12 protein-coding genes, 1 pseudogene and 1 other annotated feature are annotated in these 13,418 nt (G+C 66.4%); of the genes and pseudogenes, 9 read left to right on the top strand and 4 right to left on the bottom strand.

The annotated features are described in order from the left end of the window. Window positions 1-344 precede the first annotated feature (344 nt). Entirely contained in the window at window positions 345-1,442 is a 1,098-nt protein-coding gene (locus HLB15_RS18795; RefSeq protein ID WP_171107479.1) for a Gfo/Idh/MocA family protein, read from the bottom strand. A gap of 195 nt (window positions 1,443-1,637) precedes the next feature. On the opposite strand from HLB15_RS18795, the gene HLB15_RS18800 reads away from it, so the two are divergent. Then, entirely contained in the window at window positions 1,638-2,246 is a 609-nt protein-coding gene (locus HLB15_RS18800) for a TetR/AcrR family transcriptional regulator (protein WP_171107481.1), read from the top strand. A 28-nt stretch (window positions 2,247-2,274) separates the two neighbouring features. On the opposite strand, the gene HLB15_RS18805 is transcribed toward HLB15_RS18800, so the two are convergent. Continuing rightward, window positions 2,275-2,886 (bottom strand): CPBP family intramembrane glutamic endopeptidase, encoded by a 612-nt coding sequence (locus HLB15_RS18805; RefSeq protein ID WP_171107483.1) that lies wholly within the window; start codon window positions 2,884-2,886, stop codon window positions 2,275-2,277. Between the two features lie 298 nt (window positions 2,887-3,184). Between HLB15_RS18805 and HLB15_RS18810 the strand changes: the two genes are divergently transcribed. The 5 genes from HLB15_RS18810 to HLB15_RS18830 all read left to right on the top strand — a co-directional run bounded on the left by HLB15_RS18810 (window position 3,185) and on the right by HLB15_RS18830 (window position 8,616). Then, window positions 3,185-4,261, top strand: a complete 1,077-nt coding sequence (locus HLB15_RS18810; protein ID WP_171107485.1) for an alkene reductase — start codon at window positions 3,185-3,187, stop codon at window positions 4,259-4,261. 124 nt (window positions 4,262-4,385) lie between these two features. After that, window positions 4,386-5,348, top strand: coding sequence for a 3-hydroxyacyl-CoA dehydrogenase (locus HLB15_RS18815; protein ID WP_171107486.1), 963 nt, complete (start codon window positions 4,386-4,388; stop codon window positions 5,346-5,348). 202 nt (window positions 5,349-5,550) lie between these two features. After that, window positions 5,551-5,934, top strand: coding sequence for a nuclear transport factor 2 family protein (locus HLB15_RS18820; protein WP_171107488.1), 384 nt, complete (start codon window positions 5,551-5,553; stop codon window positions 5,932-5,934). A gap of 745 nt (window positions 5,935-6,679) precedes the next feature. Beyond that, the gene (locus HLB15_RS18825) at window positions 6,680-7,096 is read left to right on the top strand and encodes an Imm1 family immunity protein (protein ID WP_171107490.1); all 417 of its coding nucleotides are present in this window, start codon (window positions 6,680-6,682) and stop codon (window positions 7,094-7,096) included. Between the two features lie 273 nt (window positions 7,097-7,369). Continuing rightward, a protein-coding gene (locus HLB15_RS18830; protein ID WP_229785745.1) for an IS3 family transposase occupies window positions 7,370-8,616 on the top strand; the annotation gives its coding sequence in 2 pieces (ribosomal slippage) (window positions 7,370-7,649 and window positions 7,649-8,616; 1,248 coding nt in all). After that, window positions 7,645-7,776 (top strand) — a sequence feature (AL1L pseudoknot). Its footprint overlaps the gene before it by 132 nt. Window positions 8,617-8,662: 46 nt before the next feature. Here the strand turns inward: HLB15_RS18830 and HLB15_RS18835 are convergent. Then, complete coding sequence (locus HLB15_RS18835; RefSeq protein ID WP_212760084.1) at window positions 8,663-9,511, bottom strand: GIY-YIG nuclease family protein; 849 nt, start codon at window positions 9,509-9,511, stop codon at window positions 8,663-8,665. A 367-nt stretch (window positions 9,512-9,878) separates the two neighbouring features. On the opposite strand from HLB15_RS18835, the gene HLB15_RS18840 reads away from it, so the two are divergent. Then, entirely contained in the window at window positions 9,879-10,979 is a 1,101-nt protein-coding gene (locus HLB15_RS18840) for a hypothetical protein (protein WP_171107492.1), read from the top strand. A 181-nt stretch (window positions 10,980-11,160) separates the two neighbouring features. On the opposite strand, the gene HLB15_RS18845 is transcribed toward HLB15_RS18840, so the two are convergent. Continuing rightward, a complete protein-coding gene (locus HLB15_RS18845; protein WP_171107494.1) occupies window positions 11,161-11,838 on the bottom strand; it encodes a transcriptional regulator in 678 nt (225 codons plus the stop codon). Window positions 11,839-11,873: 35 nt separating this feature from the next. Between HLB15_RS18845 and HLB15_RS18850 the strand changes: the two genes are divergently transcribed. Both HLB15_RS18850 and HLB15_RS18855 read left to right on the top strand, forming a co-directional pair. Further along, the gene (locus HLB15_RS18850) at window positions 11,874-12,404 is read left to right on the top strand and encodes an NUDIX domain-containing protein (RefSeq protein ID WP_171107496.1); all 531 of its coding nucleotides are present in this window, start codon (window positions 11,874-11,876) and stop codon (window positions 12,402-12,404) included. Window positions 12,405-12,787: 383 nt separating this feature from the next. Then, a pseudogene (locus HLB15_RS18855) lies at window positions 12,788-13,174 on the top strand (DUF1877 family protein); the annotation flags it as partial. Window positions 13,175-13,418: the final 244 nt, after the last annotated feature.

Raw genomic sequence — 13,418 nt, forward strand, 5'->3', positions numbered from 1 at the left:
CGATTGGGCTGCTCAAGCAGTGGAAGATCCTCGCCACCGGCTACCGCGGCCGCCTGACCGAACTCCCAACCATCATCCACGTGATCGTCAACCTGGAGTTCTACCGACTGGCCAGCTGAATAACGCTGTCAGGCCCCCTCAACTGCTGCAGAAAGCAGGACTCACTGAGCCGAAGTTCTGCGCGATCTGGCTGGTCGGGGCATGGTCCAGGGCCGGATGGGTCAATTCGCCTTCCGGTGCGCGGATCGATCTCGGCGAAATCGGAGTACGGGTGAAGCCGACGAATGGAATCGGCACGGCCCCGACCACTTCCCGATCCATTCCCGACGGCCGCCGCGGCGGTCTCAGTCTGGGCGGTGCCGTTCAAGGCCACCGCTGCGCTCGATCCTGTCTATCAACTCGTGCAGCTCGACCCCATCGTCGAAAGTGGGGCTGAGGTGGGTTCCGGACTTGAGATCCGAGGCAAGCTGCGCGTAGGCGCTGGCGACGCCCTGTGCCGGATCGTTGACGAAGCGGTCGGCGCCGTACGGTCCAGGGATGACCAGGGCATGTGGGGTCTCGGTGCCGGTGGCTCCTCTCAGCGTGAAGCCGCCTGTCCCGGTGTAGCCGACCGGACTGGTGAGGAGAAGGTCACCTTTCGTGCCGTTGATCTCGAAGTGGAAGTTCGTTCCTCGCGAGAGACCACCGCGGAAGTGGGCGGCGACGACGGGGCCATTTTCCAGCGTGCCGTTGACCACGAGCTGATCGGGGACGGACATGGGAAGGACCTCGCCCGTCTCCTCGATCCTGACCGTCGAGCGTCGCGTGGCGAAGAACGCGTTCATGTCGGCGAATCGGCCGTCAAGCACATGGAGCAGGGCATCTATGGAGTGGGCGAACATCACATGCTGTAGCCCGATCCCGTTCTCCGGATTGAGCGTGTACTCCTGGACCCGGCTCATCGACTCACCGAGGATGACGCCAGCGCCGATCATCGTGCTGGACAGCACCTCACCCACGTACCCGTCCCGGACGAGATCACGCATGTACGCGAATGGCGGTGTCGCCCGAGCCTGGAGTCCGATCGCCGTGGTAATGCCCCGGGCGCGAGCGAGGTCGCGCATCCTGACGGCTTGGTCAAGGTGGACGCCCAGTGGCCACTCACAGAAGACGGCTTTGCCTGCCTCGATAGCGCTGGTGACGAGTTCTTCGTGTCGTGTGACCTTGACGGCGACGACGACGAGGTCGACGTCGGGGTGGTTGATCAGGTCGCTGGCAGTGCTGAGCGCATGAGGGACGTTGTACTTGCGCGCGGCAGCGGCGGCGGTCTCGTGGTCGTGATGGCTTACCGCTGTGAGTTCGAACTCCGCCAGCTGTTGCAAGGCGGGTATGTGGGCTGTCGTAGCCCAGCCCCGCTCTGGATGGACCCCGATAATGCCGACCCGAATACGATCCTGACTCATTTACCCCGACCTGTTCTGTAGACATGTGGAAGGTGGGTGACGGTTGCCGTGCCGATGTCGCCCACGGGACGCCACCAGGCCACCAGGCCATGCCACGGCCGGATGGGACAATGAGCGCGCCCGGAACAGAACTCGCCCGTCGCTGACTGTGGTCAGAACTGAGTCGGGTCACCTTTTGTTCCAGGAAGGAAGGTTATGCCTCGAGAGCCATACGCGCCCGGCCGGCGGGAGCGGAACAAGCAGGCCAAGCTCGATCGGATCGTCTCGGCTGCCACCGAGCTGTTCAGCCAGCGGAGTGTGGACGACGTCACCACTCAGGAGATCGCCGACAAGGCCGACATCGGCGCTGGCACCTTGTTCCTCTACGTGAAGTCCAAGGGTGACCTGCTGCTCCTCGTGCAGAACGCGCGCTATTCCGCCGCCTTCGAACGGGGCCTTGCCGCCGCTCAGGAAGCCACGAACGCCGTGGATGCCGTGATCGCGCTCGCCACTCCGATCGTGGAGTGCAACCGGGCTCCGATCGAGAACGGGCATACCTATCTGCGAGAGATGATGTTCGGCGACCCCGCCGAGCCCAACCGGGCCACCGCACTGTCCATCGTCGGGCAGACCCAGCAGGCGGTCGCGGACCTTATCGCCGAGCACACCGGCCGAGACGGGGACGACGCGGCCGTCCGGGCCCAGGTGATCTCAGCGATCCTGTTCCTGACCATGGCTTCGCATGCCGACCCTGCCTTCACCCTGGCCGAGGTGATGGAAGCCATCCGCCGGCAGATCGTGACCGTGCTTCCGGCTGTCAGTTGAGAGTCGGCCGACGGCCTGGCGAATCTCGTCATGCCGCGACGAGCTCGACGATGAGCGGGATCAGTAGCGCCGTCGCGTTGTTCACGCCGTGCAGCACCACGCCCGGCCAGACCGAACCCGACCACCGGAAGAGGATCGCGGTCAGTACACCCACGACGAACGCCGCCGGCATGATCGGGTTGATCCCGTGGGCGACGGCGAAGACTCCCGCGCTCGCCAGCACACCGACCCAGGCCCCATACCGGGCTAGCAAGGCGTTCGCCACCACGCCGCGGAAGAACCCTTCCTCACCCAGCGGTGTGATCACCGCGCCCGCGACGAGCGCAAAGGCGAGCGACAAGCCGCCGCCCGCAGCTGCCGCCTGATAACTCTCCTGAACGTTCTGCACACCCCCGGTCGCCACCATGTAGACGATTGCAGCGATGGTGCCCAGCACATAGGCGACAAGACCCAACAGGGCACCGACGAGGAGATGTCGCGGCCGAGCCCGCCGGAAGCCAAAGGCCGCCAGTCCGCGGATGCGGATCAAGACCGCGACAGATAGCGCAACAAGCCCCATGGCCCCTGAGACCACGAGTCCCACGTTGCCGTGGACGACAGGGTCTGTCACGAGCGGCAACAGCACTGCGACCAGCAGCAAGGAGGCGCCATATGCGGCGGCGCCCGCCAACACCTCCGGCCACCCGGGCCGCTCCAGGAAAGTCCGCCCTGCCGGTGGTTCGTACGTCGATCTGCCCATGACTACCCCTCTGTCGTCGGCGATGTCACCGAGGCCGCAGTAGCCGGGAATACAAAATGACTGGCCTCAGTTATGAGTGCAGTCAGCATCGTACAGGCGGACCGGTCCTTGTCCCGGCACGTCTGGGCGGCGCGGATGCGACCTGGTACCGCGCCGAGGGTGATGGCGACCCGTTCACTGCAAAGGACCGACACAAGCAATGAGCTCTTCCTCTCTCTGGCAGCCCTACACACTCGGTCGGCTCGACCTCAGCCACCGCCTCGCCCTGTCGCCGATGACCCGCAGCCGCGCGAACCCCGACGGGACCCCCGGCAAGTTCGCCGCCGAGTACTACGCCCAGCGGGCGTCGCTCGGCCTGCTGATCTCCGAGAGCACCCAGCCGTCGGACGACGGGCAGGGCAACATGAGCACGCCGGGGATCTACACGCCCGAGCATGTCGAGGGCTGGAAGGCCGTGACCGACGCGGTGCACGCGGCGGGCGGACACTTCTTCATCCAGCTGGCACACGCGGGGCGCATGGCGCACCCGGACAACACGCCGCATCACCGTCAGCCGCTGGCACCCTCCGCGATCTCGGCGGAACAGGACGTGTACACCCCGGCCGGACCCCAGCAGACCCCGGTGCCGCGGGAACTGAGCGTCTCGGAGATCCAGGACCTGATCGGCGAGTTCCGCCACGCGGCGGCCTCCGCCATCGCGGCCGGCGCCGACGGCGTGGAGATCCACGCCGGCAACGGCTTCCTGCCGCACCAGTTCCTGGCACCGAACGCGAACCAGCGCACCGACGAGTACGGCGGCTCCGTGGAGAACCGTGCACGGTTCGCGATCGAGGTGGCGCGTGCTGTCGCGGACGAGATCGGAGCCGACCGCACCGGCATCCGGATCTCACCGGCGATTCCCCTCGGCGGGCTCCATGAGGGCGAACCGGCCGAGGTGCGCGCCCAGTACACGCACCTGGTCGGAGAGCTCGCCAAGCTCGACCTCGTCTACCTGCACGTCTTCCACGTCGGTGACGACGAGCTGCTCGGTTCCCTGCGCGGCCTGTGGCCTAACTCGGTCCTCGTCGTGCGCTACGGACGCGGCCGTGAGCAGATCGCCGACGACATCGAGGCCGGGTTCGCCGACATCGCCCCGCTGGGGCAGTTCGCGCTCGCGAACCCGGACATCGTCGAGCGGCTCCGCACCGGCGCCCCGCTGAACGAGGTGGACCAGACCACGATCTACGGCGGCGACGACACCGGCTACACCGACTACCCGACGCTCGCGCGCAGCTAGAAACCATCGAGGGGTGAGCCGCCCACAGGCGACCCACCAGAGCGGCGGCTCACCCCTTGACCCTCTCGATCCGTCAGCCACAAGCAGACCGATCGACCCCACGATAAGAAGGAAGAAGCAGCTCATGTCCACTCTCAACCAGCTGACGGTTCTCGGGTCCGGAGTGCTCGGCGGTCAGATCGCCTGGCACAGCGCCTTCAAGGGCAAGACGGTGGTGGTCTATGACATCGCCGAGGAACCGCTCGAGCGCAGCAAGCTCGCGATCGACAGTTACGCCGAGATCTACAGGGCGGATCTGGGTGCCACCGTCGCCGACATCGACGCAACCCATCAGCGGCTGACCTACACCACAGATCTCGCATCAGCGGTCGCTGAGGCGGACCTCGTGATCGAGGCAGTCCCGGAGGCCCCGTCGATCAAGTTGGCGCTGTACACCAGCTTGGCGCCGTTGCTGCCGGAGCGCACGATCATCGCCACCAACACCTCGACGCTGCTGCCCAGCGACTTCGCCGCTGACACCGGTCGACCGGAGAAGTTTCTGACGTTGCACTTCGCCAACCAGATCTGGAAGATGAACCTGACCGAGATCATGGTTCACGACGGGACCTCGCGTGACACCATCGCGCAGGCGGTCGAGTTCGCAATCGGGATCGGCATGGTGCCGATCCCGCTTCGCAAGGAGCAGAACGGCTACGTTCTCAACTCTTGGCTCGTCCCGCTGCTCAACGCCGCGCAGACCCTCGTGACCAACGGGATCGCGACACCCGAGGACATCGACCGGACCTACCTGCTGGGCGGTGCGAAGCTCGGCCCGATGGGCTGGTATGACGTGATCGGGATGACGACGGCACACAACGTGCTGGCCTACTGGGGCGAGAAGAACGGCGACGCCCAGATGCTCGCCAACGCCAAGTACATCAAGGAGCGCTTCGTCGACAAGGGAGACCTCGGGCTGCTGTCCGGCAAGGGGTACTACGAGTACCCGAGCCCCGCCTATCAGAGCCCCGACTTCCTCTCCGTCCCGGACATCGAGGCGGCACCCCAGATCGCGGCACTCGTCGGCGCGGCACCAACAGGCCCACGCTGAGTCGGCTCGCACGGCGATCCGATTCCATGATCGGCGCTGACGACGCTGGCCCGACGATCATGTCGCGACGCGGATGTCTCCTGCCTGACGGCGCCGACCTCGAAACCACAGCTGTGCAGGCGCTCAGAACGCCAGAACCAAAGAACCCGACCGCCCCAGTCCGCGCGGACGACGCGGCCGGTGCCACCGCAAAGGACTGGACATGACTTCGACGACCACTGTGATCGATCGCCTCGTCGAGGCGATCAACGCCCATGACCTTGACGCGATCGAGACTTGTTTCGCGCCCGGATACTCGGTGACCACGCCGGCGCATCCCGCCCGGTCCTTCACCGGTCGCGAGAACGTGCGGCGCAACTGGGAGGGAATCCTTGCTGCCCATCCCACCGTGTACGCGAGGGCGGAGTCCAGGGTCCACAGCGGCGACGAGATCTGGGCCGAGTGGGAGTACACCAGCGACGTCGGCGAGCACGGGCAGTTCTGGTTCCGCGGGGTGGCCATCACGGTGATCAGCCAAGGCGTCATCGAGTCGGCCCGCTTCTACGTGGAGCCTGTCGATACCGAGGGCAGCCCCGTGCGCTGGTGACCGTGGGCGAGCGCACCATGCCGACCTATCGCCTGCATGGTGCGCCCACCATGGACCCCTGGCGCGCTCACCCCCCCCCGGCCAGGCGCTCCAAGCGGAGAATGGCTGCACGCTGGGCTAACCCGAGCTGGATCCGAGCGGGACTGCCACTGGCCTGGTCCACGTGAGAGCGGCTCCCGGCCAGGGCCTCGGCGACCGCGGTCGCGTCCTCCGCCCCGAGGCTGCGGAACGTCACCGAGCGCCAGCGGGACGGACGACCTCCTCTAGCGCCACGTGGCCGGCCGAACGCCCTGGGCCTATGCACGACCTTCCGCCGCACGAAGTGTGCACGTGGCAGGCTCCGAAGATGCGCACCCCACAAATGTCCCGAATCGCCGGTTCAACAGCGATCCCGCCCGTCAGTGGGATCACTCGCGAAGCCGCCTGGGCAGGCGATCGCTCATCCCCCTACCGCGCACGACGAGCTGCCGCACCAGCAGACCGTACAGAACCAAGAACGTCGGACCGACAGCCCGAAGGATCCTATGCCAACTGCAGCCACGTCCCGAGGAGCCCGCCGCTGGCGATGGAGCACCTGGAAATCGACCAGCGCTTGGGCGGCGATTCTCGGCAACGTCTTGGCCTCGGAGTACTCCAGCCTTCAGCGCACACAGCTCTCGGGAACCCGTCTCAGTTCCTGCGGACCGACTGCCCGATGAACCACCGCTTCGACACACAGGCCGCGAGAACTACACGCTTGTACATCATGTCCTGGGGAACGCTCGATCACGGCGCGATCAGAATGCCCGTCAACGGCGTCGACGAGTTTCGACGCGCGTACGACCTCGCAGAGGCCGATGCCGACATTGCGGGCAGTGTTTTCGAGATCGATCTGTGGGACATAGATCTCCCGACTGATCGTCCTCTCATGGTGCAGTTCCTTGTCGGGCATCCCACCCATTCCCGCGTGCTCGTCCACCAGGACGGTCTCGCGCTCTACGCCGCCAATGAGGTGCTGACCGACGGCTCAGATGTACGCTACGAGCGTCCCGGCGGCACTTTTACCGCAGAGCCGCAGTACACGAGGGTTACACCTACCCAAGCACGCGAAATAGCCGCCGATTTCGTTCGGACCGGTCGAGCCTCGGGCCGGATCACATGGGCCGAGCAATCGATGGACTAGACCCATGTTGCCGGAGGCCCCTCGTATCCCATTCGTGTTGCCGACGCCACCTTGCAGATCGGTTCAACGGTACCCTCTGCTTACGACAGACGGACGTCGCCCTGTCTTCTGACAGGACGCCAGCGACGGCCATGTGCCGCTGGCGTCCTGCCGGGTCAGAGCTCAGGGTGGAGGCCACGGACGGGGCTGACTGTTTCCAGCAGGGAGGCCAGATGCAGCACTGTCTCGCCCCGGGTTTGATGGAGACATCGAAGACCCGGAAGGATCTGGAGCATGGTTGCACCACGGAAGTACCCCGACGAGTTGCGTGAGCGGGCCACGAGGATGGCTGTAGAGGCGCGCCAGGATCCTGCGGCGCGGATCGGGGCGGTGAAGCGGATCGCGGACCAGCTCGGTGTGCATCCGGAGGCGTTGCGGACCTGGGTGCAGCGCGCGGAGCGGGACGAGGGTCTGCGTCCGGGGCCGACGACGGCCGAGGCTGCCAGGGTCGCGGAGCTGGAGCGGGAGAACCGTGAGCTGCGGCGCGCGAACCAGATCTTGAAGTCTGCAGCGAGTTTCTTCGCGGCGGAGCTGGACCGTCCGTCGAGGTGAAGGTCGCGTTCGTCGACTCCCAACGGGAGCAGCACGGTGTCCAGCCGGTCCTGCAGGCGTTGCATGGCACGCCTGCGCAGATCGCGCCGTCGACGTACTACGCCCACAAGACCCGTCCCGCCTCGGCCCGATCGGCCCGGGACCGGGTGCTGACCGAGAAGATCGAGGAGGTGCACGAGAAGAACTACGGCGTCTACGGGGTCCGGAAGGTCTGGCACGAGCTGAACCGGCAGCTCGCCGGGCAGGGGGTGCGGGTGGCGCGGTGCACGGTCGAGCGGCTGATGCGCGAGAACGGGCTGCGTGGGCTGCTGCGGGACAAGGCCCCGCGCACGACTCAGCCGGCGGCGGAGACCGGTCGGCCCGGTGACCTGGTCGAACGCGACTTCACCGCGACGCGGCCGAACGAGCTGTGGGTCGCGGACCTGACCTACGTCCGTACCTCGCAGGGATGGGTCTATGCGGCGTTCGTGCTGGACGTGTACTCCCGGATGATCGTCGGGTGGCAGGTCGCGACCAGTCTCTATACGGACCTGGCGCTGGACGCGTTGCAGATGGCGATCTGGCGCCGGCAGCACGAGGGTGCCGATCTGGCCGGGCTGACGCACCACTCCGACCGCGGAGTGCAATACCGAGCGATTCGCTACACCCAGCGGCTCGCTGAGGCCGGCGCCGTGGCCTCGGTCGGGTCCAAGGGCGACTCGTACGACAACGCGATGGCCGAGGCGTTCAACTCGCTGTTCAAGGCCGAACTGGTCCGGAACAAGGGGCCCTGGCGTGGTCTGGACGACCTCGAGATCGCGACGGTGGAGTACATCGACTGGTACAACAACCGGCGTCTGCACGGCGAGCTCGGACACATCCCACCGGCCGAGCACGAGGCCCTACACGCCGCGGCCGGCCCGGTCACGGCAAGCATGGAAACCAACTAACCCACTCTCCATCAAACCCGGGGCTTGACACTTCCGGCGAGGACGTTCAGTTGCGGTTGTAGCCGAATTCTCGGGTCATGAGTGCGCGCTTGTAGTGGTCCTCGGCTGCGTCGACGTCCGCCTTGGGGGTGTCGGGGCCGAAGACCCGCAGGATGCTGAACCGGAAGTCGTTGCCGTGGCCGGGGTCGACGCCGATGAGGTCGGCGAGGGCGACGTTGCCTCCGTGTCCGGTTCGCGCATAGGCGGACCACCGCCCGAGTACCCGTTCGGCGCCATCGGCCTTGCCGACGTAATGCTTGCCTGTGCGGGAGTCGGCGATCAGGTAGATGCCCTGGACGGATGCGAGTGCGGTCTGCCAGGAGCGGTAGCGGGAACTTTCGATGACGTCGACCAGCGTCGGGAAGTCGATCACGACCTTGTCGAAACCAGGGAATGGGACTTCGGCGGGGTCGGCGATCTCAAGTAGTCGGAACTGGGCTGCGGTTGTGCCGGTCTTAACCCAGTTGACGGCGTCCCTGGACCACTCGATCACGAGCCGGTTGCGCAGGGAGGCGAGCAGGTCGGACGGGTGGAGGTCGAAGCACCGGAAGGTGTCGGTGCGCTCGGCCTGCACCTCGCCCCGGTTCTCGTAGGTTCCGAAGAATCGCGACCGAAGGCCACCGTCGGTAACGAAAACAAGCCAGTGCTCCGGCGGCTGTGCGGGGAACTTCCGGAATCCCTGTCGTCGGGTATACGTGAGGACCTTCTCGGGCGTGAGGTCTTGCGGTCCGGCGAGTCCGTCAGCGTTGTAGGTGTGTCGTACCGCGATGACCGCGTCGAGATCGATCCCGGCGGTCGTGATGACGTGCCCGAGGTCTAGGTCGCCTTGAGGACGCAGTGGGAATGGGGAGCTCATGTCGCGACCCTAGTGAGTCTTCGCCGAGCCCTCGGATGTGATCCCGGTGCGGTGTCACTCCTCGCCGGGTGCAACGCGGGTTCGGGGCCACCGCGCCAGCTCCAGCGACTCGTGCACGACGTGACGTGGTTGCGCCTGGCCGCCGATGTGAACGACCGGAGCGCGAACGGAACACCACAAGGCCGTGCATGGGACTCTTGACGGACATCGCGAGAGGATCGCACGCTTGGGCGTCCAAGTGGTGTCTTCTCGGTGTCCCTACGGATCACCGGGAGCGACCTCGCCAGAACCTGCGCACCATCCTGCGGACCGAACCAACGCATCGATCTCAAGGATCCCTGAGCGGTCCTGGTCGTACGCTTGGCCTGTGGCTCATGCGGACCGCGAGACCGGACTCACCAACGCGGTGGACAAGCTGCTGGGCAGCCGCCGGAACGCACTTGCCGAAATCGAGACCCTCACGCGCAGGTTCGACGACCTGACCAGAAATGTCAGCACGGTCGAGGTGCTGCCTGTGCCGATGAAGCTCAACCAGGTTGTGAAGTGGCGTGAGACGGCCCGTCAACGGCGTGAGGACTGGGTCTTTGTCGAGATGGAGGGTGGCACGCAGATCCTCGCGATCGACGAGCCGTCAGGCCGCGGACTCCGTGAGCCGTTCGCAGCGGTTATGTATCCGGCACTTCACACTCGGCTCGCCTCATGGTGGCTCTTCCACGCCTGGCGATCAGTCGACCTGCTGACGGACACGCTGCACAGTATCAACGGCTGGCGCCTGTACTCGGCCGCTGTCTCGGCCCGATCCCTCGTCGAGCACACCGGGTGCCTGCTGTACGAATCCAAGAAGATCGCAGCAGCCTGGGCGGCAGCCAAAGCCGTGAGCGGTGACGCGAGAACCCGAGCCCAGACCGTCCACCGTGAGCTGGCGCCGGTGCTGAACCAGGCAGGGTTCGGGTCGAGGATGAGGTCGACCCCGGAGAAACGCAAGGCCACGAACGTGCTGACGTACGTCGACAAGCTGTCCAAGGACACCGGTGATCGCCGATTCCTGGACTGGTACGACTGGCTTAGCGATGCTGCGCATCCGGCGCTGGGCGCACGCCTCGCGTTCGCGAGCGACGCGCTGGTCCATGAGCACGGCGGCGTGATGCAGCGGTATTACGCGCGGTCGCCGATGCACATCGAGGGCAAGGGAACGATGCACGAGTTCGAGCATCCGATCTTCCAGATGCCGGTCGACGCCCTGATCGCATGTGGGCGGATCGTCGGGGACCTGCTTGAGCGCAGCCTGGAGATCGTGGACGACTTCGGGCTCACCACGGAAGCGGCCACCTACACGCAGCGCTCCTACTGGCGGAACGTCGTGCCGGCCGAGAAGGGCGCTACCTGCCCGTGCGGCCTTGGCCCCGCGAAACGCTGCGAACATCAATGGGGGAGACCTGCCCCGGCGATCAGTGTGGCATCCCGGTAGGGGCCATCGGACCCGGACATACTCCCCGGGGGGTTTCTGGACCGACCTACGGCTGCTGCTCGATCGTTTTGTCAACCGCTGCTGGACCTCCTGGGCTCGGGGAAGTCGCTGACCGGCGAGACAGGCTGCACTACCAGGGGTCGTCTTGGGGTTCGTCGGCCTCTCGGGCATGGCCGAGATTTCAGGGCGTCGGCGCGAGGATCCTGCGTGTGCCCAGGTCTATGACTGGTGAGGCGGTGGGGACCAGTCGTACCGGGTGTGTGGTGGCGTAGCTGCGGATCGCGAGGGAGAGCTTGGGTTCCCCGGTTGGCTGCATGGGCGTGCCACGCAGGTGATCCAGGAAGTCGTTGCCGAGGCGTGCGCGGCCTTCGAGGAGCCAGAGCCGTCCGCGTCCGTGCTGGTCCTCGAGCTCGCGCGCGCGGTCGGCGGTGGGCTTCTCTACGAGGTCGAGGATGATCGGAGCCGTGCTGTCGTCGTCGGAGATGATGACCCCCCGCCGCGTGGATTCTCGCGGGTCGTAGGGGCGTACGAGGACAGCGGCCTGCCCTGGCGGCACGGTAGCGAGGGCCTGGGATGGGTTGTCGCTGGGGTAGAGGTTGTCGGCGAAGGCGACTGTGACGGGGCCGGTGGTCTGTAGGTGGTCGATCCCGTTGAGGACCGAGGTGATGTCGGCGTACGCGCCGCGCTGAGGGATGAAGCGCAGGTCGAGCTGTTCACGCAGGGGCAGATCGGTCCGGGGCAGGTGGGCGGCGCGCTGGTAGGTGGCCTGGCCGCCGCGGGTCAGGGGCTCGCCCGTCGGCTGTCTGTGTACAGCGGGAACGAGGCTGTCGACGGCTTCCTGCACGAGGTCCGTGAGCACCTGACCAGGCCTGGGCACCCGATAGAGTCATCAAGATGACGTGGATCGAACCGCACCAGTGGTACGCGCAACTCGCCGCGTTCCATGCCGCGGCCGCGCTGTTCATCACCGACGACGCGAGCCGGGTACTGCTGGTCAAGCCGAACTACCGCAACCACTGGTCCCTGCCCGGCGGGTATGTCGATCAGCACGAAGCCCCCCACCAGGCCGCCGAGCGCGAGCTGCGCGAAGAGCTCCACCTGAACGTGACCGCCGGCGACCTGCTGGTCGTCGACTGGGCCTCACCGGCCGGGCCACGGCCCCGGTCGTTGGTCAACTTCCTCTTCGACGGCGGCCACCTCGCCCCGCCATACCGGATGCAGGCCGACCCCGAGGAACTCGAAGCGGCCGAGTTCCACACCCCCGCCCAGTGCGCGCGCCTACTACCGCCACGCGTCGCGCCGCGGGTGGAGGCCGCACTCGACGCCCGCGCCCGGAAAAGCACGAACTATCTGTTCGACGGCGCACGACCCGAGACAGGTCACCCAATCCCTGACGCCGATACCACGGCCCTCAGCCCTCGCTGATGACCTTCGCGAGCTCGTCGAGTAGCGCGGCGGGCGCAATCCGTACCACGGAGCTCGCGCGGTATTGGCCCGCAGGAAGGCGTTGCTGTTCCACGCGTTGCGTGGACCTCGTCGCCGGTCGAGTTCGACCGGAGGGTGACGATGCGTCACGCGGCCGTCGCCTACATTGACGAGGTCCGCGCACCGCAGAAGATCGCGGACAGTTCGACCGACTTCATTGTGGGCTTGCTGACCAAGAACGAACTCGGCAGCTGACGCCCCCGGCCCATATGGCGAAGCACGCAGAGTTCGTCGCTGTCCCGGACCCCTTGCATCGCTGCAGGTCGTAGCCTCTTACGCATCGTCTTTCCCACCTTGGCGCGCCTCCGGGCGACTTCAAGAAGGCGCTGTCGGATCCCGAGTGGGCCCGCAGCCTTATCGACGAGCTGTGGGATGCAGAGGACGCCGGCAACGAGCAGGACATACGGCTGCTGGACGTGGACAAGGCGTGGCATGGCCTTGCGCTCGTCCTTGACCGTGCTGGGGTGTCGACGGCGGTCGTGTTCGGGGACGAGCAGGTGCCGGGAGCGGACGACTGGGGTTACGGTCCGCCCTCGTCCCTGAGGCCCGAACGGGTCGCGGAACTGGCCGCTGTGCTGCGCTCACTCGACCTGCAGGGGGTTGTCGAGGCAGTGCCCGCAGAGGCCTTCGTCGAGGCTGATATCTACCCTCGGGCATCTGGAACGAGGCTGGCTCTGGGCAGTACCTTGCTGGTCATCTCGAACGGTTGACTACCTTCTTCGGCGAGGCGGCTGACGCGGGCATGGGAATGCTCGTCTGGCTCGACTGATCGCTCCAGCGTCGATTCCGGGGCCCCGTGTTGTCGGATCTGTTCGCCCGGACCCCCTCCAGCTGGGGGAGCCCATTCCTCTCGTGCAACTGCGCGAGTACCGACGCGAGTTGGTCGCCGACGGCTGCGGATCGCCGTCGTACCATCGTGGGGGGGGGGGGGGGGGGGGGGGGGGGGGGGGGGGG

This window comes from Promicromonospora citrea, from assembly GCF_013004695.1.
GTDB lineage: Bacteria > Actinomycetota > Actinomycetes > Actinomycetales > Cellulomonadaceae > Promicromonospora > Promicromonospora citrea.